Source organism: Cognatitamlana onchidii, from assembly GCF_004804355.1.
GTDB lineage: Bacteria > Bacteroidota > Bacteroidia > Flavobacteriales > Flavobacteriaceae > Cognatitamlana > Cognatitamlana onchidii.
Map to the genome: position 1 here is coordinate 191,415 of NZ_SRWZ01000004.1, position 24,947 is coordinate 216,361.

The following is a 24,947-nucleotide window of genomic DNA, read 5'->3' on the forward strand; positions in this document are numbered from 1 at the left end:
TTAAGAACGAGAGGTGTTCTAAATTTAAAGATCTTTTAAAAACTCAATTCTACATATTTTTTTACAACTATTTTTCAATTTTGAACGTCATAAAAATATTGACTTAAATGATTGTTAATAAGTTTGTTAGAGTGTTTTTGGTGGTTGTGAATTTAACTAGAAGTAATGGCGGATAAAAAGAATTAACAGGTGAATAAATTATTTTCGAGCAATATTCCCAAAGGTTAAAGAATTTCTGTTAAAATTCTTAAAATACTGAGGGTATTTAAAAGTAAACAATAAAAGTAGTAAATCATCATTAACTAATTATGAAAGAACTAAATAAGTACAGTAGCAGATTAACTCAAGACGAATCTCAGCCTGCATCGCAAGCAATGCTATATGCAGCAGGTTTAACGGAGGAAGATATGAGCAAAGCTCAGGTTGGTATTGCTAGTACGGGGTACGATGGGAACCCTTGTAATATGCATTTAAATGGTTTAGCAGGAGAGCTTAAGGTAGATTGTAATATTGCAGGTATGGTTGGTTTAGGTTTTAATACTATTGGAGTTAGTGATGGTATTTCTATGGGGACTTCTGGTATGAATTACTCTTTGGTTTCAAGAGATATCATTGCAGATTCTATTGAAACCGTTATGAATGCTCAAAGTTATGATGCCTTAATTGCTGTAGTGGGATGCGATAAAAACATGCCAGGATCTATAATATCTATGTTACGATTGAATCGCCCTGCTATTATGATGTACGGAGGAACAACTGCGTCAGGGACTTACAAGGGGAAAAAGTTAAATATCGTTTCTGCTTTTGAAGCTTTGGGGCAGAAAGTAGCAGGTGAAATTGATGAGCAAGAGTATAAAGAAATTATAAAAAGGTCTATACCGGGTGCTGGAGCATGTGGAGGTATGTACACAGCTAACACGATGGCATCAGCCATTGAATGTATGGGCTTTGCATTGCCTTATAACTCATCAATCCCGGCAGAAAATCCAAATAAACTGTCGGAGGCAGAAAGATATGCTAGAGCAATCAAAAATCTATTAGAACTAGATTTAAAACCTTTAGATATTATTTCTAAAAAATCTATCGAAAATGCCATGACTGTTGTTAATGCTCTTGGGGGATCAACAAATGCAGTATTACATTTCTTAGCGATAGCACACGCTGCCGATATCGACTTTACTCTTGAAGATTTTCAACGTGTAAGTGACAGAACGCCCTTAATTGGCGATTTAAAACCAAGTGGAAAATATCTTATGGAAGATGTTCATGGTGTTGGAGGTACGCCTGCGGTAATGAAGTATTTATTAGACAACGGTTACTTGCATGGCGATTGTATGACAGTAACAGGTAAAACACTTGCCGAAAACTTAAAAGATGTTGAACCCTTAGTTTTTGAAGATAGTCAAGACATTATTTATCCAAAGGATAAGGCCTTGAAATCTTCGGGGAATTTACAAATCCTTTATGGGAATCTTGCCAGTGAAGGTGCTGTGGCAAAAATATCTGGTAACGAAGGTTTGTTGTTTGAAGGAAAAGCCGTGGTTTACAATAGTGAACAGGATGCAAACACCGGTATATCCAATGGTGAAGTAGAAAGAGGGGATGTTGTCGTCATTAGGTATGTAGGACCTAAAGGAGGTCCAGGAATGCCTGAAATGTTAAAACCAACATCTTTAATTATGGGAGCTGGTTTAGGAAAATCTGTTGCTTTAATAACAGATGGGCGTTTCTCTGGGGGAACCCACGGTTTTGTAGTGGGCCATATAACCCCCGAAGCACAGTCTGGCGGGACGATTGCTTTAGTACAAACAGGAGATAAAATTAGAATCAGCGCAGAAGATAATTCTATTAATGTTCTTATCTCAGATGAAGAACTTGAAAGAAGAAAATCAAACTGGGTTGAGCCAGAATTAAAGCATAAAAAAGGTATATTATATAAATATGCAAAATCGGTAGCATCAGCATCAAAAGGATGTGTTACAGATGCATTTTAAAAAATAGTTGTCATTCCTTGTAAAATAAGGAATCTCATCATGAATCGTTGAGAATATGAAAACACAAACAATTAATAATAAACAAGAGTTGGCAGAAGAAACGCAGCGAATAACGGGAAGTGAAGCAATCGTACGAAGCTTAATAGCTGAAGGTGTAGATATTCTTTACGGGTATCCAGGAGGTGCTATTATGCCTGTTTATGATGAATTATACAAATTCCAAGACCAAATTCATCATGTCTTAACAAGGCATGAGCAAGGTGCGGCACATGCAGCCCAAGGTTATGCACGTATATCTGGAAAAGTTGGGGTTGCTATGGCCACATCTGGACCGGGAGCTACTAATTTAATTACAGGAATTGCAGACGCCCAAATAGATTCTACGCCCTTAGTTTGTATAACGGGACAGGTTTTTTCTCATTTATTGGGAAGTGATGCGTTTCAAGAAACCGATATTGTGGGTATTTCTACACCTGTAACTAAATGGAATTGTCAAGTTACAGCTGCGGAAGACATACCAGACGCTATTGCAAAAGCTTTTTACATTGCTCGAAGCGGTAGGCCTGGTCCTGTGTTAGTAGATATAACCAAAGATGCTCAGGTTACAGAATTTGATTTTAAATATAAGAAGTGTAAAGGTGTTAGGAGTTATAACCCTGTTCCTAAAACGAGCCAAGAAGCTATTAATGCGGCAGCGGAGTTAATCAATAATGCTAAGAAACCAATGATTGTTTGGGGGCAAGGTGTTATTTTAGGTCAGGCAGAAGATGAACTTAAAGCCGTAATTGAAAAAGCTGGTATTCCCGCTGCATGGACCATTTTAGGAGCTTCAGCAATCCCAACATCACATCCCTTAAATATTGGAATGGTAGGAATGCATGGAAATTATGCGCCAAACCTTAAAACCAATGAATGTGATGTTTTAATAGCAATAGGTATGCGATTTGATGATCGCGTTACAGGGCGTTTAGATGCTTATGCTAAGCAAGCTAAAATCATTCATTTTGACATTGACCCAGCCGAAATAAATAAAAATGTAAAAGTAGACGTACCTGTTTTAGGAGATTCCAAAGAAAGTTTAGGTATGTTGCTTGAAGCTTTAAACCAAAATTCGCATGAGGCTTGGTTGCAAGAATTTAAGGATCTTTATGCCATTGAGTTCGAGAAAGTTATTAAAGATGATCTCACGCCTGCGAAGGAAGGTCTTACCATGGGAGAGGTGTTAAAGCAAATAAACATTGAAAGTAAGGGTAATGCTGCGATTGTTTCAGATGTTGGTCAGCATCAAATGATAGCTTGTAGATATGCCGATTTTAATGTTACAAAAAGTAATATTACATCTGGTGGTTTAGGCACTATGGGATTTGCTCTACCAGCTGCAATTGGTGCTAAAATGGCTGCTCCTAATAGAGAGGTAGTGGCTATTATAGGAGATGGTGGTTATCAAATGAATATTCAAGAATTGGGTACCATTTTTCAGCAAAAAGTACCTGTAAAAATTGTAGTGCTTAATAACGAGTTCTTGGGTATGGTGCGACAGTGGCAACAACTGTTTTTCGATAAGCGTTACGCCTCTACAGAAATGACCAATCCAGACTTTGTAACAATAGCCAAAGGCTATAGTATAGAAGGTAAGCGCGTTACAAAGCGAGAGGAATTGGCGGATGCTGTAAAAGAAATGATAGCATCAAAAGAGAGTTATTTCCTAGAGGTATGTGTGGAGAAAGAAGATAATGTTTTTCCAATGATTCCTTCGGGAGCTTCTGTTTCAGATATTCGCTTAAGCTAAATAAGAAAAGACATGAATGAAGACATAAAAACATTTACAATTTCTGTTTACACCGAAAACAATATTGGTTTATTAAACAGAATTTCTGCAATTTTCCAACGTAGGCATATTAATATAGAAAGCTTAACAACATCGCAATCAGAAATCGATGGGGTAAATCGTTTTGTTATTGTGGTTAATATGACTGAAACAAATGCCAATAAAATTGTAAGACAAATTGAGAAACAGGTTGAAACAATTAAAGCTTATTATCATACCAATGAAGAGACTATCTTTACAGAGTCATGTATGTTTAAAATAAAGTCTGAGTTGTTGTTCGACGAACCTCAAATTCAAAATATAATTAAAGAAAGTGACACGCGTATTATAACCGTAAACAAGGAGTTTTTTGTACTTGAAAAATCGGGTAGAAGACATGAAATAGAATCTTTAAGAAGAGATTTAAATGTTTTTGGAATCATGCAATTTGTGCGTTCAGGCCGCATTGCTGTCACTAAAGATGAAATGAAAATAACCGAATTGCTTACAGCATTCAATAATCAATAGTAATAATAATTAAATTAAAATGGGAAATTATTTTAACACGCTTTCGTTAAGAGATAAATTAAATCAATTATCGAAGTGCAGGTTTATGGACACTTCAGAATTTGCAGACGGAGTAAATGCTTTAAAAGGAAAGAAAATAGTTATCGTAGGATGCGGTGCTCAAGGATTAAACCAAGGTTTAAACATGAGAGATTCAGGTTTAGATATCTCTTATGCTTTACGTGATGCTGCTATTTCTGAAAAACGTCAGTCTTATATTAACGCTACAGAAAATGGCTTTACAGTTGGGGCATACCAAGAGTTAATTCCAACTGCCGATTTGGTATTAAATTTAACACCAGATAAACAACATACAAATGCTGTAAACGCTGTAATGCCACTGATGAAAAAAGGGGCAACGTTATCATATTCTCACGGTTTCAATATTGTGGAAGAGGGTATACAAATTCGTAAAGATCTCACTGTGATTATGGTGGCGCCTAAGTCTCCAGGTTCGGAGGTCCGTGAAGAATATAAAAGAGGTTTTGGTGTACCAACATTAATTGCTGTACACGAAGAAAATGATCCAGAAGGAAAAGGTTGGGCGCAAGCTAAGGCCTATGCCGTGGCTACAGGTGGCGATAGAGCTGGTGTTTTAGCATCATCTTTTATTGCTGAGGTAAAATCTGATTTAATGGGGGAACAAACCATTTTATGTGGATTATTGCAAACAGGATCTATTCTTTGTTTTGACAAAATGGTTGAAGAAGGTATTGACCCAGGATATGCTTCTAAATTAATTCAATATGGATGGGAAACAGTAACGGAAGGTCTTAAATATGGAGGTGTTACCAACATGATGGATCGTTTATCAAACCCAGCAAAAATTAAAGCTTTTGAGTTATCAGAAGAGTTAAAAGATATTATGCGTCCGTTATTCCAGAAGCATATGGATGATATTATTGAAGGTCGTTTTTCTGCTGGAATGATGGCAGATTGGGCAAATGATGATAAAGACTTATTAGGTTGGAGAGCAGCAACAGCTGAGACTAACTTTGAAAAAACACCAGCCGGGGATGTTGAAATTTCTGAGCAAGAGTATTACGATAATGGCGTGTTAATGGTAGCCATGGTTCGCGCAGGTGTTGAATTGGCTTTTGAGGCGATGACAGATTCTGGAATTATAGATGCTTCTGCTTATTATGAATCATTACATGAAACACCACTTATTGCAAATACTATTGCTAGAAAGAAATTATATGAAATGAACTCTGTGATTTCTGATACTGCTGAGTATGGATGTTATTTATTTGACCATGCTTGTAAACCATTATTAACAGACTTCATGAAAGGGATTAAAACTGATGTTATTGGAAAGCCGTTTGCAAAAGACAATGGGGAAGGTGTTGATAATGCGAAATTAATTGAAATTAATAAAGCGTTAAGAGAGCACCCAGTTGAAAAAGTAGGAGAGTTTTTAAGATCTTCGATGACGGCCATGAAGCCAATCGTTTAAAGCGTTATTTATGAATAAGGAAAACATACTGTATTTTCCTGAAATAAATGATATTAAAGTAGCTGCCGATACCGTTAAAAAGGTATCGGCAGTTACGCCTTTAGGCCCTAGCCAAAGATTGTCAAAACAATTCGGGGCTAATATTTATTTAAAGCGGGAAGACTTGCAACAAGTACGCTCGTATAAAATACGAGGTGCTTATAATAAAATAAGTTCGTTAACCTCAGTAGAATCAAGTTCTGGGGTTGTTTGCGCAAGTGCTGGGAACCATGCCCAAGGCGTAGCGCTATCCTGTAAATTATTGCAGATTAGAGGCACTGTATATATGCCGGCTCCAACGCCTAATCAAAAAGTAGAACAGGTTAAAATGTTTGGTGAAGACTTCATCGAAATAAAACTTATTGGAGATACTTTTGATGATGCGTACCATGCTGCTATGGAAGAATGTAAGGAGTTAGGTAAAATATTTATTCATCCTTTTAATGATAAAAAGGTTATTGAGGGACAGGCAACCATTGGTCTTGAGATTTTAAAGCAAGCCAAACATGAAATAGATTACGTGTTTCTTCCAGTTGGAGGAGGTGGTTTAGCTGCTGGTCTATCTACTGTTTTTAAAACACTGTCGCCTCAAACGAAAATAATAGGGGTCGAGCCCGAAGGTGCTCCATCAATGACCGTGTCTATTAAGAATAATAAAAACACAGAATTAGAATCTATTGAAAAGTTTATTGATGGCGCAGCAGTAAAACGGGTTGGAGACTTAAATTTTACTATTTGTAAAGCATATTTAGATGATATGCTATTAGTGCCAGAAGGTAAGGTATGTCAAACCATTTTAGAATTGTATAATAAAGATGCGATTGTTGTTGAACCTGCTGGAGCCTTAAGTATTTCAGCATTAGATTTTTATGCAAAGAAAATAAAAGGGAAGCAAGTGGTTTGTGTTGTAAGCGGAAGCAACAACGACATAACGCGAACCCCCGAAATTAAAGAACGCGCCTTGTTACATGCTAATTTAAAGCACTATTTTATTATAAACTTTCCTCAGCGAGCAGGTGCTTTGAAAGAATTTGTTGTTGATATGCTGGGGGATCATGACGATATTACTTATTTTCAATACGCAAAAAAAACAAATAGAGAAAACGGATCGGCAGTAGTTGGTGTACAGCTAAAAAATGCCTCCGATTTAGAGCCGCTTATTGCAAAACTAAAACGGCATAATTTTTTTGGTGAATATCTTAATAATAAGCCAGATTTATTTCAGTTTTTAGTGTAAAGTTTGATTTAAAACCAATTGATTATGCATAAAAACCGAAATCGTTTTCGTTGGGTTTTAAGTAGTTATTTGGTTTTTACAGGGTAAGAGCGTCTAATTTTTAGTTAATTTTATGGTACGTGAATAAAGCCACAAGCAAAACTCCTAAAAAAAAGAAGCTTGTTTTAAATACATATCATGAAACATTCGTTCAAAGACATTCCAGAACAATATCAGATTAAATCACTTTTCCATCAAACTACTTATCTTGTTAATGGCGAGTTAAGGTCCTGGAAAGGAGAAAAAGCAGAGGTGTATTCTACCATTTCATCAACACCTAAGTATAAGCAAACACTTCTTGGAACCATTCCTCAATTAGGAGAAAAAGAAGCTATGGAAGCACTTAATTCTGCTACCCAAGCTTATGATAGTGGGAAGGGCTTGTGGCCAACTATGAAAGTAGGCGATAGAATTGCTTGTATGGAAACCTTTGTTGAGCAAATGAAGACAAAGCGCGAGGAAGTAGTAAAGCTTTTAATGTGGGAAATTGGTAAAAACTTACCCGACTCTCAAAAAGAGTTTGATAGAACGGTTGATTATATTTATGATACCATTGAGGCCTATAAACAAATTGATAGAGATTCTGCTAAGTTTGAAAAGCACTCGGGCGTTTACGCACATATAAGAAGAGGACCATTGGGAGTGGTGTTGTGTTTAGGGCCTTATAATTACCCATTAAATGAAACATTTACGCTTTTAATTCCAGCTTTAATAATGGGTAACCCCGTAATATTCAAGCCTGCTAAGTTAGGGGTTTTATTGATTTCTCCTCTTTTGGAGGCCTTTCAAAGCAGCTTTCCAGAAGGTGTAGTGAATATTGTTTATGGTCGTGGACGTGTTTTAGCGACACCAATTATGCAATCGGGTAAAATTGATGTTCTGGCATTAATAGGTAACAGTAAATCTGCAAACGCCTTACAGGCACAACATCCAAAAGGGAATAGACTGCGCATGGTTTTAGGCTTAGAAGCTAAAAACCCAGCAATTGTACTTCCCGATGCCGATTTAGACTCTACAGTTGAAGAGTGTATTGCAGGTACCTTGTCATTTAACGGACAGCGGTGTACAGCACTTAAAGTACTATATGTGCACGAGTCTGTAATCGAGGAGTTTAACAGAAGATTTGCTTACAAGGTTGACGAGCTCAAGTTTGGAAACCCTTGGGAACAAGACGTTGAATTAACACCGTTACCAGAGGTAGATAAGCCACAATATATTAATGAGTTGATTGATGACGCCCTATCAAAAGGCGCTAAAGTAATGAATAAAAGAGGAGGCGAAATAATGGATAATTACATTTTTCCAGCCGTATTATATCCAGTTACCAAAGATATGCGCGTGTTTAAGGAAGAGCAGTTTGGTCCGATAGTGCCAATAGTTTCTTTTGCAGATATTGAGGAACCTCTCGATGATATGGCAGAATCTAATTATGGTCAACAAGTAAGTTTGTTTGGGAAAAATATTCATACGTTATCACCTTTAATCGATACATTGGTCAATTTGGTATGTAGAGTTAATTTGAATAGCTCGTGTCAAAGAGGACCGGATGTTTACCCTTTTACAGGACGAAAAGATTCTGCCTATGGGACTTTAAGCGTTCATGATGCTTTAAGATCGTTTTCAATTAGAACATTTGTTGCTTCAAAAGATAACGAGTATAATAACAAGATTTTGGAAGACCTGCTCGATAAAAAAACGTCTAATTTTATAAGTACAGATTATATTTTGTAAGGTGTGAATTTCATATTATCTTAGTGAGTGAACTTTAAAAAAAATACGATGAGGTTATTCGTTAGATTAGTAGCAGCAACTTTTTTTGGATTGATTTTAATATCATGCGGTGGAAAAAAGGAGAAAAAGGAAGGGTTTTCATATGAAAAGAAAGAGGTGAAACCTCGTGATGCAAGTGATCCAAATAGCATTATTTTAACCTCAAATGATGCGATGCAGTTTAATAAAAAAGAGATTAAAGTAAAAGCTGGAGCTAAAGTGACATTAACTTTGAAGCATGTAGGTAAGATGGATAAAAGTGTTATGGGACATAATTTTGTTTTGCTTAAACAAGGTGTAGATTTGGTGGCGTTCGGAAATAAAGCTGCAACCAAAAAAGAAACAGACTATATACCGTCTGGAACAGATGATATTATTGCACATACAAAGTTAATTGGAGGAGGAGAAACTGCCGTTATTGAGTTTGATGCTCCCGCTAAAGGGGTGTACGATTTTTTGTGCAGTTTTCCTGGGCATTATGCTTTAATGAAAGGGAAGTTTATTGTAGAATAAGGCTAATGGATAATTGTGCTTTATTATGATTAAGACCTAAGATAACTTGGAAGCTTCATTTTAAAGTTTATCTCATCAATCCTTAGTAATATTTTGTTTTAGTAGTTGCTATAGAACATCTAGCTTTTTTATAGAGCACAAGATGATTTTAGATGTTTGTTAGCGTATTTTTCAGGTGTCTCTTGATTAAAGAGAACACTCTGGAACAAATCAATTTAAATAAGAGAATTTCACCTATGGAGTTCAAGTAATTCGAGATTCTTAAACTCAACGGGGTGACTTTCGCTTTGTAGTGAAATATAACCACCTTTTAGGGGTTGGTTTTCTTTTGGTTTCCATTTGTCTCCCGTGTTTACCGCACCACCTCCAATATGTGGTTTAGTGTAACTTAACACTTCTTCGCCATTTATAAAATGTTTGATTATAGAATCGTTTCTAACCTCTATTTCAACATGTACCCATTGCTCTCCATGATATGTTTTTGAAGCGGATTTAATAATATGCTCCGTTACTAAAGTGTCTTTATACATCACATGAGTACCAGGAGTACATAAATTACCTGTAGAACGCTCGTCTACACCATTACCACCTAAAAGTTGCACTTCTATGCTCACAGGAAAGTTTTGGTCTGTTTCCATGCCTTTTGGATCTTCACAATGTATCATAATACCACTATTTCGCAATGCCCATGGTCTTCCTCCTGCTATCTGTTCTCCGGTAAAACGATAATCCATCCTAAATTTATAATCACTAAAAGGGGTTTTATAAAATAAGTGACCAAAAGCATTGTTAAAGGAATCGTAAGCTTTATAACTTACTTTAAGGATGCCATCTTCTACTACAAATGTATTATTATGATTGTCACCATACTTGTAACCTTTTATTTTTGGTGTCCAGCCTTCTAGATTTTTTCCGTTGAATAGTTTTATCCACTCTTTCTTTTCTGTCGGAAGTGTTTTGCTTTGATTTTTTTTACAGGAATATGTGATGGATAGTAATAAAATTATAACTACTAGCTTACTTGAAAATTTCATTATGTTATTTTTTATTAAAGAGACCAAGCAATGCCATTAGGCACGTCTTCAAGAGGGATACACCCTTTCTGCTCCCCTGGAACTGGATCGTAATTAAGCACTTGTTCTCCTACTTTTTCAGAAGTATAATATCCAAATAGGGTATACCGTCTTACGGAGAGTAAAAATTTATAAAGTAAATAATTATCCATCTCAGCCTTGGTTATACTTTCTATTGTCAGGCTTTGTAATTTAAAAATTGCTTTTTCATTTGCCTCAGAAATCTTAAAATAAGACTCCAAAAGTGTTTCATATTGTGCTTTGCTTCCTTCTGTAACCTCAATATCAAACTTTGTTTTAAACGTTTCAGCAAATAGTGCAGCGCCTTTTTTAAAAATATCTTGATTTTGTTCCTTTTCAATATCTGCATACATCAAATCTAAAAACTGAGGAACATTAACTTCTAGAGCTCCGGGAGTATCCGTAGTAGGTAAAATAATGTCTGCCAAATGTGTTACCATATGCTTTTCATCTGCAGATAAAAATAAAGGAGTCCATCCATTAGTTTCGGCAGAACATGAGGACAGCATATTAAAAATAGTAGGTGCTGCAACGGTATAGCCTAAACCAATACTTAAATTTTTTAAAGCAGTTCTTCTATCCATAATCTTAGGCTTTTTTATTCTTTTTAAATTCTTGAGCTGCATGATTAGCAGCTCTGGCAGTAAGTGCCATATAGGTTAACGATGGGTTTTGACATGCAGAAGATGCCATACAAGCACCATCTGTAACATAAACATTAGGTACTGCGTGTATTTGGTTATGTTTATTTAATACTGATGTTTTAGGATCATGTCCCATTCTGGCGGCACCCATTTCGTGGATAGCTATACCTGGTGTGCTTTCAGGATTATGACCTTCAACATCTTTAAATCCAGCAGCTTTTAGCATTGCTACAGCTTGTTCTGTAATGTCTTCTTTCATCTTTATTTCATTATTTCTAAAAGTAACATCAAAGTTTACTGTTGGTAAACCCCAGTCGTCTAACTTTTCATAATTTAAAGTCATTTTATTATCATGGTAGGGTAAACATTCTCCAAAGCCTCCCATCCCAATTCGCCAATGTCCGGGTTTCATCATCTCTTCCTTTAAATCTTCACCATAACTAAGCTCGCCCAAACCACTTTTCCAATTTGTTCTGCTAGCACTTCCTTGATAACCATAACCTCTTAAGAATTCTTTTTGCTGGGTTTTTTCATCCAAATTCCTGAATCTAGGAATATAAAATCCATTTGGACGCCGCCCTTTATAATAAAACTCTTCAAATCCTTCTACTTTTGCGGAAGCACCAGATTTTGATAAATGATCCATAATATTATGTCCCAATTCTCCACTGTCATTACCTAAGCCATTGGGGAATCTTTCAGACTTTGATTGCATTAAAATACTCGCTGATCCTATTGTAGAGGCACAACTAAAAATGATAGAAGCTCTAAAGAAAATCTTTTCTCGGGTTTCTGCATCAATAATTCGAACTCCAGAAGCTACGCCTTTTTCGTCATCATAAACTATTTCGTAAGCAATAGAGTTGGGTCTTAGATGCATATTCCCTGTGCGTTCTGCTGCAGGAAGTGTTGATGAGTTGCTGCTAAAATACCCGCCAAATGGACACCCTCTAACACATCTTCTTCTAAATTGACAATTGGAACGCCCCTCATGCACAGCATCTCCTGTTTTGTTAGCTGATCGTCCTATGGTTAGTAGGCGGTCATCAAATTTTTCTTCTAATTTCTTTTGCAACTCAAGCTCTACACAATTAAGCTCCATGGGTTTGGATAATTTTCCATCAGGTAAATGCGACAGCCCTAAATTTTGTCCTGATACACCAATAAATGTTTCTACTTTATCATACCAAGGTGAAATATCTTTATAGCGTATAGGCCAATCTACACCATGACCGTCTTTTTTGTTGGCTTCAAAATCTAAATCGCTTAAGCGGTAAGACTGTCTTGCCCACATTAACGACCTGCCTCCTACATGATAGCCTCTAATCCAATCAAATGGTTTGACTTGATTATAAGGGTGCTTAAAGTCGTTAACAAACCAATGTTGACTATGTGGACTTAGTATATACGATCTGTTTTGTATTGGCTGTTGTGCTACATCCACAGGGTTTTTAACACCCCTATATTTAGTGTCCCACGGGTCATCATACATGGTAGGATAATCCTCAATATGTTTCACCATACGTCCCCGATCTAAAACTAAAGTTTTTAGTCCGTTTTCACATAGCTCTTTTGCTGCCCAACCACCACTTATACCTGTACCAATTACAATGGCATCATAGGGTGTTGGGTATTCTGTAATGAAGTCTTCAGTCATAATGGTTTAACAGGATTTAATTAATCCAAATACTAGTTTTTGTTACCAGGGTTCTTCAAAATGTTAATATCCAAGGAAATAACAATATAATTCTTAGTTATTCGAAAATTAACTAATTTGCGTAGGACAAGTGTTTAAAATATTTCAGTGAAAATAAACATACATAAAATTGAACCGTATGAGGCCGATGGTGTTACCTATCACGCTGATACCTGCTTGCCTCTCATTGATGCTTACAAACGAAAAAAATTAAAGTTTAAAGCTTTGGCGCGCCATACTTATCCAGGAGATCGTTTAGATAGCAATACCCTGGGGTTAAACAGTATTGGGTATTGGGATGCTAACGAACCACAAGATTGGGGTTTAGGGTGGCACAGAAATGAAGGTATTGAATTTCATTTTTTAGAATCTGGAACTATGCCCTATGCTCAAGAAAACAAGGAGGTTGTTTTAAAACCAAATGATTTGACAATAACCAGGCCATGGGAGGCTCATAGAGTTGGTAATCCAAATATTGGAATGGGTAAGTTTTATTGGATTATTATTGATTTGGGAGTTCGACGGCCGCATCAAGATTGGAAGTGGCCTGACTGGATTACGTTAACAAATGAAGATTTGTCTAGGTTAACAAATATATTAAGGCATAATGAGAAATCTATTCTAAAAACAGATCAACGGGTAAGAGATTGCTTTAAAAGGATAAATGATGCGATTAATACAGATAAAAAAGGAAATAATGCATCAACACTAAGGTTGCTTATTAATTATTTGTTAATACTAATCTTGGAACTATTGAATGCCGAAAAAATAACGTTAAATGAATCTTTAACGGATAGTTCGAGGAGTGTGCAATATTTTTTGAAAGAATTAGAAAAAAACTTGGCAGAAAACTGGACGATTGAAAAAATGGCAAAATCTGCCGGTGTTGGCTTAACACGTTTTACGCATCATTGCAAGCGATTAACAAATCTTACCCCGATGCGGTATTTAACGATTAAAAGGTTAGAAATGGCTAAGGGTATTTTAATAAAAGAAAAAGATTTAACCATTGGTCAAGTAGCATACATGTGCGGCTTTGCAACAAGCCAGTATTTCTCAACAGTTTTTAAGAATCATGAAAAATGCTCGCCAAATGTTTATAGATCTCGAGTTTTAGATCCTGATAAAACAAGCGTTGCAATATAATTGTTTAAAATCTTTCACTGAATAAAAATAAACATAAGGTATTGTTATTTTATATAATTTCACGAGGTTACCAAACGTATATACACCTTTAAAGTATGAAGCGAAGACACTTTATGTTAAGAGCATCTCAGGGTATTTTGGGAATGTCTCTTTTTGGTCTGCACGCCTGCAGAAAAAAGAAAAAACACACATTAATAGCATCGCCTCAAGACCCTCAGGAGGATACTTTAAGCCCCCTTTTTTTTAAAATATCATTAGCACAGTGGTCCTTGCATAGAGCGCTTAGGGCTGGGGAGATAAAAAATCTAGATTTTGCAACCAAATCAAGAAGTTTCGGCTGTGAGGGGCTGGAGTATGTAAATTCGTTTTTCAAGGAAAAGGCCAAAGATATGGCTTATTTGAAGGAAATGAATTTGAGAGCTGATGCCGAAGGACAAGAGAATGTTTTAGTCATGATTGACGGCGAAGGTCAGTTGGCAGATGCAGATACTCAAAAACGCATCGAAGCTATAGATAATCATTATAAATGGGTTGAGGCGGCACATTTTTTAGGTTGCCATGCTATAAGAGTTAATTTGGCTGGAGGAGTAGATCCTCTTGAAGCTTCAAAAGCGGCGGTAGACTCGTTACATCGTCTATCCGAATTTGCTAAGGGATCGAATATAAGTGTGTTGGTTGAAAATCATGGCGGATTTTCTTCAAATGGTGACTGGATGTCTCAAGTTTTTTCAAACATAAGGCAAGATAATTGTGGAACCTTACCGGATTTTGGGAACTTTTGTATTACCAAAGATGAGAACCGAAACTGCTTAGAAGCGTATGATCGATATAAAGGGGTTAAACAGTTGCTTCCTTTCGCAAAAGCCGTAAGTGCCAAGTCCTACGATTTTGATGCTGAAGGAAGAGAAACCACTATAGATTATATGAAGATGATGCAAATGGTTAAAGATTCAGGTTATAATGGATTTGTTGGTATTGAATATGAAGGAAAAAAAATATCTGAAGAAGCCGGGATAAAACTAACCAAAGATTTGCTTATTAAAGTAGGTAGGCAATTGTCGTAAAATAAAATATTAATAAACTAAATTAGTTATGGAAGTTATTAATAAAAATAGACTTTTTTTGGCAAGCTGCCTCGCTCTAATAACGACTGCAATGACCTTTGCGATTCGAGCAAGGTTGGAAACCGTATTTGGACCAGAAGGTGTTGGTTTAACTCTAGAGCAGATTGGCTATGCTTTTGCTCCAGCATTTTTTGGATTTACTTTGGCTATGATAGTTGGTGGTCCTTTAGTTGATTGGCTAGGTATTAAAAAAATAACTTGGATGGCTTTTTTAACCCATACCATTGGTATTTTATTAACGCTTTTAGCCGACTCAATGACTTCTTTATTTGTGGCTACCTTATTTATAGGAGTGGGTAATGGCTTTGTAGAAGCTGCTTTAAACCCTATGGTAGCATCTTTATATCCTAGCGAGAAAACCAAAATGCTAAATAGGTTTCATGTTTGGTTCCCAGGTGGTATAGTAATTGGAGCCTTATTGGGCTGGCTAATTATGGACGTTTTTGGTTTGAGCTGGCATTTTATGGTAAGTACCTTATTTATTCCATTAATCGTTTACGGTCTATTGTTTTTTGGACAAAAGATTCCTGTTACAGAACGTGTCCAGTTAGGAATTAGCAGTAAAGAAATGTTTTCAAGTGTACTGAAGCCCTTATTTGTTTTTATGGTATTTTGTATGTTTTTAACTGCAGCGTCAGAACTTGGAACAACGCAACGTATAGAATCGTTGCTAAAAGAATCTGTTTCTGCTCCGTTATTGGTGCTCGCTTTTATTAATGGGATTATGGCTCTGGGCAGACTTTTTGCTGGGCAAGTTGTTCATAAACTTAAACCTTCGGGGATGCTTTTGTATTCTGCTATTTTTACGTTTATAGGACTTTGGATGCTCACAATAACATCGGGAGGAATGACCTTTATAGCTGCCGCTATTTTTGCAGTTGGCGTGACATTTTTTTGGCCAACTATGCTCGGCTTTGTGGCTGAATATATGCCAGAAACGGGAGCTTTGGGTTTATCTATAATGGGAGGAGCAGGTATGTTCTCGGTGTCCATTGTTTTGCCAGTCATGGGGAGTTTAATGGATAATACTGGAGCAATAGAAGCGTTGAGGACGATGTCCATATTGCCTGCTATTTTAATAGTGGCCTTCTTGGGGCTTAATATGTTTATGAAAAAAAGAACTAGTATCTCTCAAATATAACTAAAACGTATGAAAAGAAAACTAAGAATGGGAATGATTGGAGGAGGTCATGGATCATTTATAGGAGATGTGCATAGGCGAGCAGCATCTATAGATGGACTGATTGATTTGGTATGTGGTGCCTTTAGTAGTGATCCTAAGAAATCTATATTGTCTGGCAAGGATTTATTTCTTTCTGAAGAAAGGTGTTATGGAAGTTATGAGGAAATGATAATAAAAGAAAAAGAATTGCCTGAAGATAAGCGTATGGAATTTGTTGCCATTGTAACACCAAATCATATGCATTTTCATCCGGCAAAAATGGCGTTAGAGAATGGTTTTCACGTGGTTTGCGATAAGCCTATTACACTTACATTAGAGGAGGCATTGACTTTACAATCGGCTGTAAATAAAACCAAGAGACTTTTTGCGCTAACCCATAATTATACGGGGTATGCGCTTGTTAAACAAGCTCGGGCCATGGTTAGAAATGGAGATTTAGGAGATATTAGAAAAATTCAGGTTCAATATTTACAAGGATGGCTTTCAACAGCTGTTGAGGAAACAGGACAGAAGCAAGCATCGTGGCGTGTAGATCCCAAACGCTCTGGAATAGGTGGGGCTTTAGGTGATATTGGTACCCATGCCGAAAATTTAATTAACTATATTACAGGACTCCAAATATCAGAATTGGCGGCAGATCTGGGTGTTTTTGGAGAAGGCAGGGTACTTGACGACGATGCAAATTTATTGCTTAGAATGAATAATGGAGCAAAAGGTACGATGTCAATTTCACAAATAGCTTTGGGTGAAGAAAACAATTTGGCTATAAAGATTTATGGTACAAAAGGCAGCTTAGAATGGTGTCAAGAAAACCCAAATGAGTTGATAACACATTGGTTGCACGAACCAAAAAAAATATATACTCCAAACGGTAATGATTTATATCCTGAATCTTTAAAAGTATCGCGAATTCCAGCAGGTCATCCAGAAGGATATCTTGAGGCGTTTGCAACTATTTATAAAAATTTTGCTAATCATGTTATGGCTGTATACGATGGTGAGCTTAACACAGATTTAGACTATCCTTCGATATCCGATGGTGTGCGCGGTATGAGGTTTATTTATGCAGCGGTGGATAGTAATAAGAATAATGCTGCATGGACAGCTCTTGAATAAAATAATAAATCGCATGAAAACAATAAAAGGACCAGCAGTATTTTTAGCTCAATTTGCAGGAAATGAGGCGCCGTTTAACAGTTTGGATGGCATGTGCCAATGGGCATCTGGATTAGGGTATAAAGGCATTCAGATACCTACATGGGAAGCTAGTTTGATTGATATTGAAAAAGCAGCTGAAAGTCAAACCTATTGCGATGAATTAAAAGGAAAAGTAAATTCATATGGGTTAGAAATAACAGAACTGTCCACGCATCTGCAAGGTCAGTTAGTTGCTGTGCATCCAGCCTACGATAATATGTTTGATGGATTTGCTCCAGAACAAGTTAGAAATAATCCGAAAGCTAGGACCGATTGGGCAATAGATTTTGTTAAAAAGTGTGGGACCGTGAGTGGGCGACTCGGCTTAAATGCCCATGCTTCATTTTCTGGAGCGTTTATGTGGCATACTGTTTATCCTTGGCCGCAAAGACCAAGTGGTTTGGTAGAATTAGGGTTTAAGGAGCTGGCAGAAAGGTGGCTACCTATTTTAAATCACTTTGATGAACATGGTGTGGATATATGTTATGAATTGCATCCCGGAGAAGACTTGCACGATGGAATTTCCTACGAGCGCTTCTTGGAGGCAACGAATAATCATAGTAGGGCTAATGTGTTATATGATCCAAGTCACTTCGTCTTACAACAATTGGATTATTTAACATTTATCGATATTTATCATGAACGGATCAGGGCATTTCATGTTAAAGATGCAGAGTTTAATCCAACAGGAAGACAGGGTGTTTACGGTGGATATGCCGATTGGAAAGATCGCGCAGGACGTTTTCGTTCACTGGGAGATGGTCAGGTAGATTTTAGTGGGATATTCTCAAAACTAACTAAATACGGAATGGATTTATGGGCCGTAATGGAATGGGAATGTTGTATAAAATCTTCTGAGCAGGGAGCTAGAGAGGGGGCACCTTTTATTAAAAAACACATTATTGAAGCTGCAGAACGCAGTTTTGATGATTTTGCAGGGGGAGAAATTGATGAGGGGTATTTAAAGGGTATTTTAGGTTTATAGTTTTATGTAAACCTAAGTTTTATTGCAATTAGTTGCACTGTTGTGTAAATTTAATAATATTAAAAAAGTTTAAAAGGATGAAACGATATGTATTGTTGTTTATTGGCTTTTGTGTGTTAACGAGCGCATCATATAACGAGCGCTCAAAAGCTAGGATAAAGGTGCTAATAGTTGATGGCCAAAATAATCATGTTGTTTGGCCTAAATCAACTATAATGATGAAACAATATTTGGAGGATACAGGTTTATTTGTTGTTGATATTGAGCGTACACATTATTTACATAAAAGCGAGCAGTTTAAAGATTGGCTGCCTTATGCCGGGATTTCAGAAGGAATAGAAGGTAAACCAAAAACCGATCCTGATTTTAGCCCAAATTTTTCAAACTATGATGTGGTGATATCAAATTTTGGATGGCAAGCCGCTTCCTGGCCTGAAAAAACAAAACAAAATTTTGAGAATTTCGTAAAAAATGGAGGTGGATTTGTGAGTGTTCATGGCGCCAATAATAGCTTTCCAAAATGGCGGGCTTATAATGAAATGATAGCAGTTGGTGGGTGGGGCGATAGGACTGAAAAAGATGGTCCGTATCTGTATGTAGATAAGATGAATCGGGTAAAAAGAGATAGTACACCGGGGGCTGCCGGTAAACATGGAAAACGAGAAGCTTTTCTGGTAACCACTTTTAATAGTAACCACCCAATTACAGTGGGACTGCCAGAAGAGTGGATGCATGCAACAGACGAATGTTATGCTTATTTAAGGGGGCCAGCTAAAAACGTTACCATATTAGCAACAGCAGTTTCTAAAGTAAAGGCGCCAGAGTTGGAACAAAAAGAGCCAGTGGCTATGGTTATTGATTACGGGAAAGGACGTATTTTTCATACCACACTTGGGCATGATTCAATAGCCTTTGAATGCGTTGGTTTCCAAACACTTTTAATTAGAGGTATTGAGTGGGCAGCAACGGGTGATGTCTCACCAAGGGAGTTGCCCAAAGATTTTCCTTCGGCCTCTCAGGTTTCAACGAGAGATTTTCAGCATAAAAGCTAATTTCCTATTTTTTTCAGATTGGTTTTAAATAACCATAATACAAGGACGCTGTTTTAAATTTTTAAAGCCATCAAGACTTGCTATGCCTCGTCCCAAGGGTTTATGGATGCTTTAAATATTAAAAAACGGATTTGTAACTGTATTTTTTAAATCAAAATGTTGAAAAAATAGAGATATCTTCAATTTTTATGAAAAACGAAATCATTATTAGGCATTTAAGAAATAAAACTTTAGTTTTACAGCATGAAAAGTTTTAAAAATAAAATACGTTGTTCTACATCTGGTTTGCCCGCGCGCAATCGCCGCCGCTTCTAATTGCCCTTAAATTAGTCGAACTAACCTTAACGTAATTTTAATTTTTTCAAATTGTCCAAAGTTTTTATCATAGCATTTCAAAATAAAGTTAATTTAATAATTAACCAACACATTATGCGCCGTAAATTTCCACGTCGCCCGTAAGGGTATGTTTCATTTTTTTGAACTAGGTGCGTCCAGTTCAGCTATCAAGAAAGAATAACAATAATTGACATTCAATACAAACAAGGAAATGAAGGTTGTAATAGCCGATAAATCACATATAAAATACGCCGAAGCAATTTGCGAGACCATTGAAAGTTCCGCAGCTGTTAGGGGAACAGGTATCGCAAAGCGTACCCCCGAATATATAGCAGCTAAAATGAAAAATGGGAATGCTGTTATTGCGTTAGACGGTGAGGTTTTTGCTGGATTTTGTTACATAGAAAAATGGGGACACGGTAAATTTGTGGCCAATTCTGGACTTATCGTGCATCCTGATTTTAGAGGCAAAGGGCTTGCGAAAAAAATTAAGCATAAAGTTTTTGAGCATTCAAAAAGTAAATTTCCAGATGCTAAAATTTTTAGTATTACTACGGGTCCAGCTGTCATGAAAATGAATAGTGATTTAGGATATAAACCAGTGCCTTTTTCTGAACTAACAGATGACCAAACCTTTTGGGATGGTTGTCAGACTTGTAAGAATTACGATGTGCTAACGCGAACCAATAGAAAAATGTGTTTATGCACCGGGATGTTGTATGATGCCAAAATGAAAGAGCAAGAAGTAAAACCAATAAAGAAAAAGGTAGTAGCCAGATTAAAAAGAATCAAAGAAGCCTTATTCCTTAAAAAAGAAAAAAATAATAAATGAAAAAGTTAGTTATAGCCTATAGTGGCGGATTGGACACCTCATATTGTGCGGTAAGTTTATCAAAAGAATATGATGTGCATGCAGTAAGTGTAAATACAGGAGGGTTTACCCAAGAAGAGATTTCACATATAGAAAGTAATGCTTATAAAATGGGCGTGTCTACGTATAAAAATATAGACGCTGTATCGACATTTTATCAAAAGGTAGTTAAGTATTTAATTTTTGGTAATGTTTTAAAGAATAATTCATATCCTTTGTCTGTAAGCGCAGAACGTATTGTTCAAGCTATAGAAATAGTTGAGTATGCAAAAAGCATTGGTGCAGACTATATTGCTCACGGAAGTACTGGAGCAGGTAATGACCAGGTAAGATTTGATATGATTTTTCAAACGCTTGCACCTCAAATAGAGATTATCACTCCAATAAGAGATCAGAAGTTAACGAGGCAGGAGGAAATAGATTATTTAAAGGCGAATGGCATAGACATGTCATGGGAAAAAGCAAAGTATTCTATTAATAAAGGATTATGGGGTACAAGTGTTGGAGGCGCAGAAACCCTAACTTCAGAAAAGGCTTTACCAAATGAGGCTTACCCTTCTCAAATAAAACATGCTGAAGAAGAAAAAGTGAAACTAACCTTTACTAAAGGAGAACTAGTGGCGGTTAATGGGGTAGAAAATGCTCCTGAAATTAACATTGAAGTTTTAAACAATTTAGCGTCAGCTTATGCTATTGGTAGAGACATTCATGTTGGCGATACTATTGTAGGAATTAAGGGGCGTGTTGGGTTTGAAGCTGCGGCCGCCTTAATTACAATTAAAGCGCACCACTTGCTTGAGAAACATACTTTAACGAAATGGCAATTACAACATAAGGAATATTTGTCTAGTTTTTATGGGATGCATTTACATGAAGGTCAATACCTTGATCCTGTAATGAGAGATATTGAGGCTTTTTTACAAAACAGTCAAGATAAAGTAACTGGCGATGTGTTTGTAACTTTAAAGCCTTATCATTTTTCTTTAGATGGTATCGCGTCCGAGCATGATCTTATGAGTGCCAAGTTTGGTAGCTATGGAGAGGAAAACAAGGCTTGGACGGCTGATGATGCCAAAGGATTTATTAAAATTTTAGGGAATCAAAACAAAATATATCAACAGGTAAATTCGAAATCATGATACAAGTTGGAATAATAGGCGGAGCAGGGTATACCGCAGGAGAGCTTATTAGATTGTTAATTAATCATCCGGAAGCGCAAATTGATTTTGTATTTAGCACTTCCAATGCAGGGAATAATATTAGTAAAGTCCATCAGGATTTGGTAGGGGCCTTAGATTTGAAGTTTACCGATACGGTTAACTCCAATGTTGATGTATTGTTTTTATGTTTAGGGCATGGTAATTCGGTGAAGTTTTTAGAAGCTAATGTATTTTCAGAGAATACTAAAATTATTGATTTAGGAAATGATTTTAGATTGGAAGCCGATAAAGTATTTGATGGGAAAACATTCATTTATGGCCTTCCAGAATTACAAAGGGAGGCTATAAAAAATGCCAATTATATTGCTAATCCTGGTTGTTTTGCAACAGCTATTCAATTAGCGTTATTACCACTAGCAGATAATAATAAGTTGCACTCAGATATACACATAAACGCGGTTACAGGAGCAACGGGAGCAGGCACCTCATTATCAGCAACTACGCATTATACGTGGCGAGATAATAACTTCTCGTATTACAAACCTTTTACGCATCAGCACTTAGGTGAGATTAATCAGTCTGTAAAGCAATTACAGAATGATTTTTCTTCAGAGATATTGTTTATGCCGAATAGAGGGAATTTTTCAAGAGGTATTTTTGCAACAGTTTATACGGATTTTGATGGATTGGTTGAAGATGCCATCCGTTTATATAAGTCGTATTACAATGATGCTGCATTTACGTTTGTTTCCGATGATTTTTTACATTTAAAGCAAGTAGTAAACACTAATAAATGCTTAATTCATTTGCACAAGCATAATGGTAAGTTGTTAATTACGAGTGTTATTGATAATTTATTAAAGGGGGCCTCAGGTCAGGCGGTTCAGAATATGAATTTAATGTTTGGACTTGAAGAAACGACTGGATTAGGATTGAAAGGGACATATTTTTAAAAGTCACCTAAACCTTTTGGTAAAGGAAGACTCGTTGTCCGATCAAAATGAAAATAATAATTTAAAACAAAGCCCTTTTGGTTTCTTGCTTTTCGGAGATTAGAAGGGATCCATAGAGATTATGAAAATAGCCATTATAGGTACAGGAAATTTAGGAAGCTCGATCGCCAAAGGACTGATTGGGAATAAATCGTTTACCTCGTTATATTTGAGTGATATAAATACAGGAAACGTAGATAAATTTCGTAACGAGGATGGGGTAACCGTTACCAGTGATAATGCTTTGGCTGTAGCCGAATCTGATATTTTAATTTTTGCGCTACAACCTAAACATATTGATAAGGTATTAGCTAGCGTGGCCGATAAAATTACAGAGAACCATGTCGTGATGTCTGTAGCAGCAGGAGTTGAAATAGCCCGAATTCAGGGGGTAGTTGGTGCCGATAAAACCATTATTCGAGTTATGCCAAATACCGCAATTTCTATAGGGAAATCAATGACGTGTTTAGCGGCTAATGATAAGGGTAAGTCCAAAATGGATTTGGCCACTGGAATTTTTAATCAGTTAGGAACAACTATGGTAATTCCAGAAGATCAGATACAAGCAGCCACAGTAATTTGTGCTAGTGGCATTGCTTTTTGGATGCGATTAGTGCGTGCTACTACTCAAGGAGCTATACAGCTTGGGTTTGAGGCTGAAGAAGCCCATGAGTTGGCATTACAAACTTGCTACGGTGCAGCGAGTTTATTGAAAGAATCTGGAAGGCATCCCGAAGCAGAGATTGATAGAGTAACCACCCCAAGTGGATGTACTATTGAAGGTTTGAATGAAATGGAACACCAAGGTTTAAGCTCGTCCCTTATTAAGGGTATAACAGCTTCTTTTGAAAAAATTAACCAATTAAAGAAAAACTAACATGCCGCTTTTTAATGTTTATCCAATTTATGATGTCACACCTGTTTCAGGAAAGGGAGTTTATGTTTACGACGAAAATGGAACAGAGTATTTAGATCTATATGGAGGGCACGCCGTAATTTCTATTGGACACGCTCATAACAAGTATGTTAATGCTATATCTAAACAAGTTACTAAATTGGGGTTCTACTCTAATGCCATTCAAAACCCCTTGCAACATGAGTTAGCAGATCGGCTCGAAGAACTTTCAGGTTGTAAAGGTTACGAACTATTTTTATGTAATTCTGGCGCCGAGGCCAATGAAAATGCTCTAAAATTAGCGTCTTTTAAAACTGGAAAATCTCGAGTTGTAGCTTTTAAAAATGGTTTTCATGGACGTACATCGGCGGCGGTTGCGGCTACCGATAATAAAAATATAATCGCCCCAATTAATGCTCAGCAGGAAGTTACTATACTTGAGTTAAATGATGTTGAAGGTGTTAAAACTGAGTTGGAAAAAGGTGATGTTTGTGCCGTTATTGTCGAGTTTATACAGGGCGTAGGCGGTTTGGATCAAGGAACACAAGCGTTTTTTGAAACTGTGGATGCGCTTTGTAAAGCGAACAATACCATGCTTATAGCAGACGAGGTGCAATCAGGTTATGGGCGCTCTGGGAAATTCTTTGCATTCCAGCATTATAACGTAACACCAGATGTTATTTCTATAGCAAAAGGTATGGGGAATGGATTCCCTATAGGAGGTGTGTTAATTCACCCAAATATTGAAGCAAAATTTGGAATGTTGGGTACTACTTTTGGGGGTAATCATCTGGCATGTGCCGCAGGATTAGCTGTTTTAAATGTTATTGAAGATCAGAAGTTGATTGATAATGTTAATGAGATGGCAGATTACTTTGTTAAAATTGCAGAAACGATACAACAAATTAAAGAAATTAAGGGACGAGGTTTGATGTTAGGCTTGGAGTTTGATTTTGAAGTTGGAGAACTAAGAAAAACATTGATTTATAAACATCATATATTCACTGGAGGGGCCTCTAATAAAAAGTTGTTGAGAATATTACCGCCATTAACGGTGAGAAAAGAACATATTAATATGTTTTTTGAAGCATTAATAGAAGCCTTAACAGAAGTTGAAAGCACCTCCCTTCAAGAATAGAAAAAAGAATAA

At 36.6% G+C, this 24,947-nt stretch carries 21 protein-coding genes; 18 read left to right on the top strand and 3 right to left on the bottom strand.

Annotation, left to right across the window (positions count from 1 at the left end):
• Positions 1 to 308: 308 nt before the first annotated feature.
• From ilvD to azu, 7 genes are all read left to right on the top strand, one after another.
• Entirely contained in the window at positions 309 to 1,994 is a 1,686-nt protein-coding gene (ilvD, locus tag E5D58_RS09475; RefSeq protein WP_136481617.1) for a dihydroxy-acid dehydratase, read from the top strand.
• Between the two features lie 55 nt (positions 1,995 to 2,049).
• Positions 2,050 to 3,783 (top strand): biosynthetic-type acetolactate synthase large subunit, encoded by a 1,734-nt coding sequence (ilvB, locus tag E5D58_RS09480; protein ID WP_136481618.1) that lies wholly within the window; start codon positions 2,050 to 2,052, stop codon positions 3,781 to 3,783.
• Positions 3,784 to 3,795: 12 nt separating this feature from the next.
• Positions 3,796 to 4,329 (top strand): acetolactate synthase small subunit, encoded by a 534-nt coding sequence (gene ilvN, locus E5D58_RS09485; RefSeq protein WP_136481619.1) that lies wholly within the window; start codon positions 3,796 to 3,798, stop codon positions 4,327 to 4,329.
• A 19-nt stretch (positions 4,330 to 4,348) separates the two neighbouring features.
• Positions 4,349 to 5,824: a ketol-acid reductoisomerase gene (gene ilvC / locus E5D58_RS09490; RefSeq protein ID WP_136481620.1), complete on the top strand. Its 1,476-nt coding sequence runs from the start codon at positions 4,349 to 4,351 to the stop codon at positions 5,822 to 5,824.
• Positions 5,825 to 5,834: 10 nt separating this feature from the next.
• Positions 5,835 to 7,100 (top strand): threonine ammonia-lyase IlvA, encoded by a 1,266-nt coding sequence (gene ilvA / locus E5D58_RS09495; protein ID WP_136481621.1) that lies wholly within the window; start codon positions 5,835 to 5,837, stop codon positions 7,098 to 7,100.
• 177 nt (positions 7,101 to 7,277) lie between these two features.
• Positions 7,278 to 8,870, top strand: coding sequence for an NADP-dependent glyceraldehyde-3-phosphate dehydrogenase (locus E5D58_RS09500; protein WP_136481622.1), 1,593 nt, complete (start codon positions 7,278 to 7,280; stop codon positions 8,868 to 8,870).
• 48 nt (positions 8,871 to 8,918) lie between these two features.
• Complete coding sequence (gene azu, locus E5D58_RS09505) at positions 8,919 to 9,422, top strand: azurin (RefSeq protein WP_136481623.1); 504 nt, start codon at positions 8,919 to 8,921, stop codon at positions 9,420 to 9,422.
• Positions 9,423 to 9,652: 230 nt separating this feature from the next.
• Here azu and E5D58_RS09510 read toward each other — a convergent pair whose 3' ends face one another.
• From E5D58_RS09510 to E5D58_RS09520, 3 genes are read right to left on the bottom strand one after another with little or no spacing between them, the layout of a single operon-like run.
• Positions 9,653 to 10,456 (bottom strand): 3-keto-disaccharide hydrolase, encoded by an 804-nt coding sequence (locus E5D58_RS09510; protein WP_136481624.1) that lies wholly within the window; start codon positions 10,454 to 10,456, stop codon positions 9,653 to 9,655.
• A 14-nt stretch (positions 10,457 to 10,470) separates the two neighbouring features.
• A complete protein-coding gene (locus E5D58_RS09515; protein ID WP_168796669.1) occupies positions 10,471 to 11,100 on the bottom strand; it encodes a gluconate 2-dehydrogenase subunit 3 family protein in 630 nt (209 codons plus the stop codon).
• 4 nt (positions 11,101 to 11,104) lie between these two features.
• Positions 11,105 to 12,817, bottom strand: a complete 1,713-nt coding sequence (locus E5D58_RS09520) for a GMC oxidoreductase (protein WP_136481626.1) — start codon at positions 12,815 to 12,817, stop codon at positions 11,105 to 11,107.
• A 147-nt stretch (positions 12,818 to 12,964) separates the two neighbouring features.
• Between E5D58_RS09520 and E5D58_RS09525 the strand changes: the two genes are divergently transcribed.
• From E5D58_RS09525 to E5D58_RS09575, 11 genes are all read left to right on the top strand, one after another.
• Entirely contained in the window at positions 12,965 to 14,002 is a 1,038-nt protein-coding gene (locus E5D58_RS09525) for an AraC family transcriptional regulator (protein WP_136481627.1), read from the top strand.
• Between the two features lie 95 nt (positions 14,003 to 14,097).
• The gene (locus E5D58_RS09530) at positions 14,098 to 15,066 is read left to right on the top strand and encodes a sugar phosphate isomerase/epimerase family protein (RefSeq protein WP_136481628.1); all 969 of its coding nucleotides are present in this window, start codon (positions 14,098 to 14,100) and stop codon (positions 15,064 to 15,066) included.
• A gap of 28 nt (positions 15,067 to 15,094) precedes the next feature.
• Positions 15,095 to 16,267, top strand: a complete 1,173-nt coding sequence (locus E5D58_RS09535) for an MFS transporter (RefSeq protein WP_136481629.1) — start codon at positions 15,095 to 15,097, stop codon at positions 16,265 to 16,267.
• 9 nt (positions 16,268 to 16,276) lie between these two features.
• Positions 16,277 to 17,425 carry a Gfo/Idh/MocA family protein gene (locus E5D58_RS09540; protein WP_235835887.1) on the top strand — a complete coding sequence of 383 codons (1,149 nt, stop codon included), beginning with the start codon at positions 16,277 to 16,279 and terminating at the stop codon, positions 17,423 to 17,425.
• A 13-nt stretch (positions 17,426 to 17,438) separates the two neighbouring features.
• On the top strand, positions 17,439 to 18,491 hold the full coding sequence (locus E5D58_RS09545) for a sugar phosphate isomerase/epimerase family protein (RefSeq protein WP_136481630.1): 1,053 nt from the start codon (positions 17,439 to 17,441) through the stop codon (positions 18,489 to 18,491).
• 77 nt (positions 18,492 to 18,568) lie between these two features.
• Positions 18,569 to 19,543 carry a ThuA domain-containing protein gene (locus E5D58_RS09550; protein ID WP_136481631.1) on the top strand — a complete coding sequence of 325 codons (975 nt, stop codon included), beginning with the start codon at positions 18,569 to 18,571 and terminating at the stop codon, positions 19,541 to 19,543.
• A gap of 547 nt (positions 19,544 to 20,090) precedes the next feature.
• The gene (locus tag E5D58_RS09555; RefSeq protein WP_136481632.1) at positions 20,091 to 20,711 is read left to right on the top strand and encodes a GNAT family N-acetyltransferase; all 621 of its coding nucleotides are present in this window, start codon (positions 20,091 to 20,093) and stop codon (positions 20,709 to 20,711) included.
• Complete coding sequence (locus tag E5D58_RS09560; RefSeq protein ID WP_136481633.1) at positions 20,708 to 21,889, top strand: argininosuccinate synthase; 1,182 nt, start codon at positions 20,708 to 20,710, stop codon at positions 21,887 to 21,889. The genes E5D58_RS09555 and E5D58_RS09560 overlap by 4 nt, the downstream gene beginning before the upstream one ends.
• Entirely contained in the window at positions 21,886 to 22,863 is a 978-nt protein-coding gene (gene argC / locus E5D58_RS09565; protein ID WP_136481634.1) for an N-acetyl-gamma-glutamyl-phosphate reductase, read from the top strand. The genes E5D58_RS09560 and argC overlap by 4 nt, the downstream gene beginning before the upstream one ends.
• A 121-nt stretch (positions 22,864 to 22,984) precedes the next feature.
• A complete protein-coding gene (gene proC, locus E5D58_RS09570) occupies positions 22,985 to 23,779 on the top strand; it encodes a pyrroline-5-carboxylate reductase (protein WP_136481635.1) in 795 nt (264 codons plus the stop codon).
• 1 nt (position 23,780) lies between these two features.
• Complete coding sequence (locus E5D58_RS09575; protein ID WP_136481636.1) at positions 23,781 to 24,935, top strand: aspartate aminotransferase family protein; 1,155 nt, start codon at positions 23,781 to 23,783, stop codon at positions 24,933 to 24,935.
• The last annotated feature ends 12 nt before the right edge of the window (positions 24,936 to 24,947 follow it).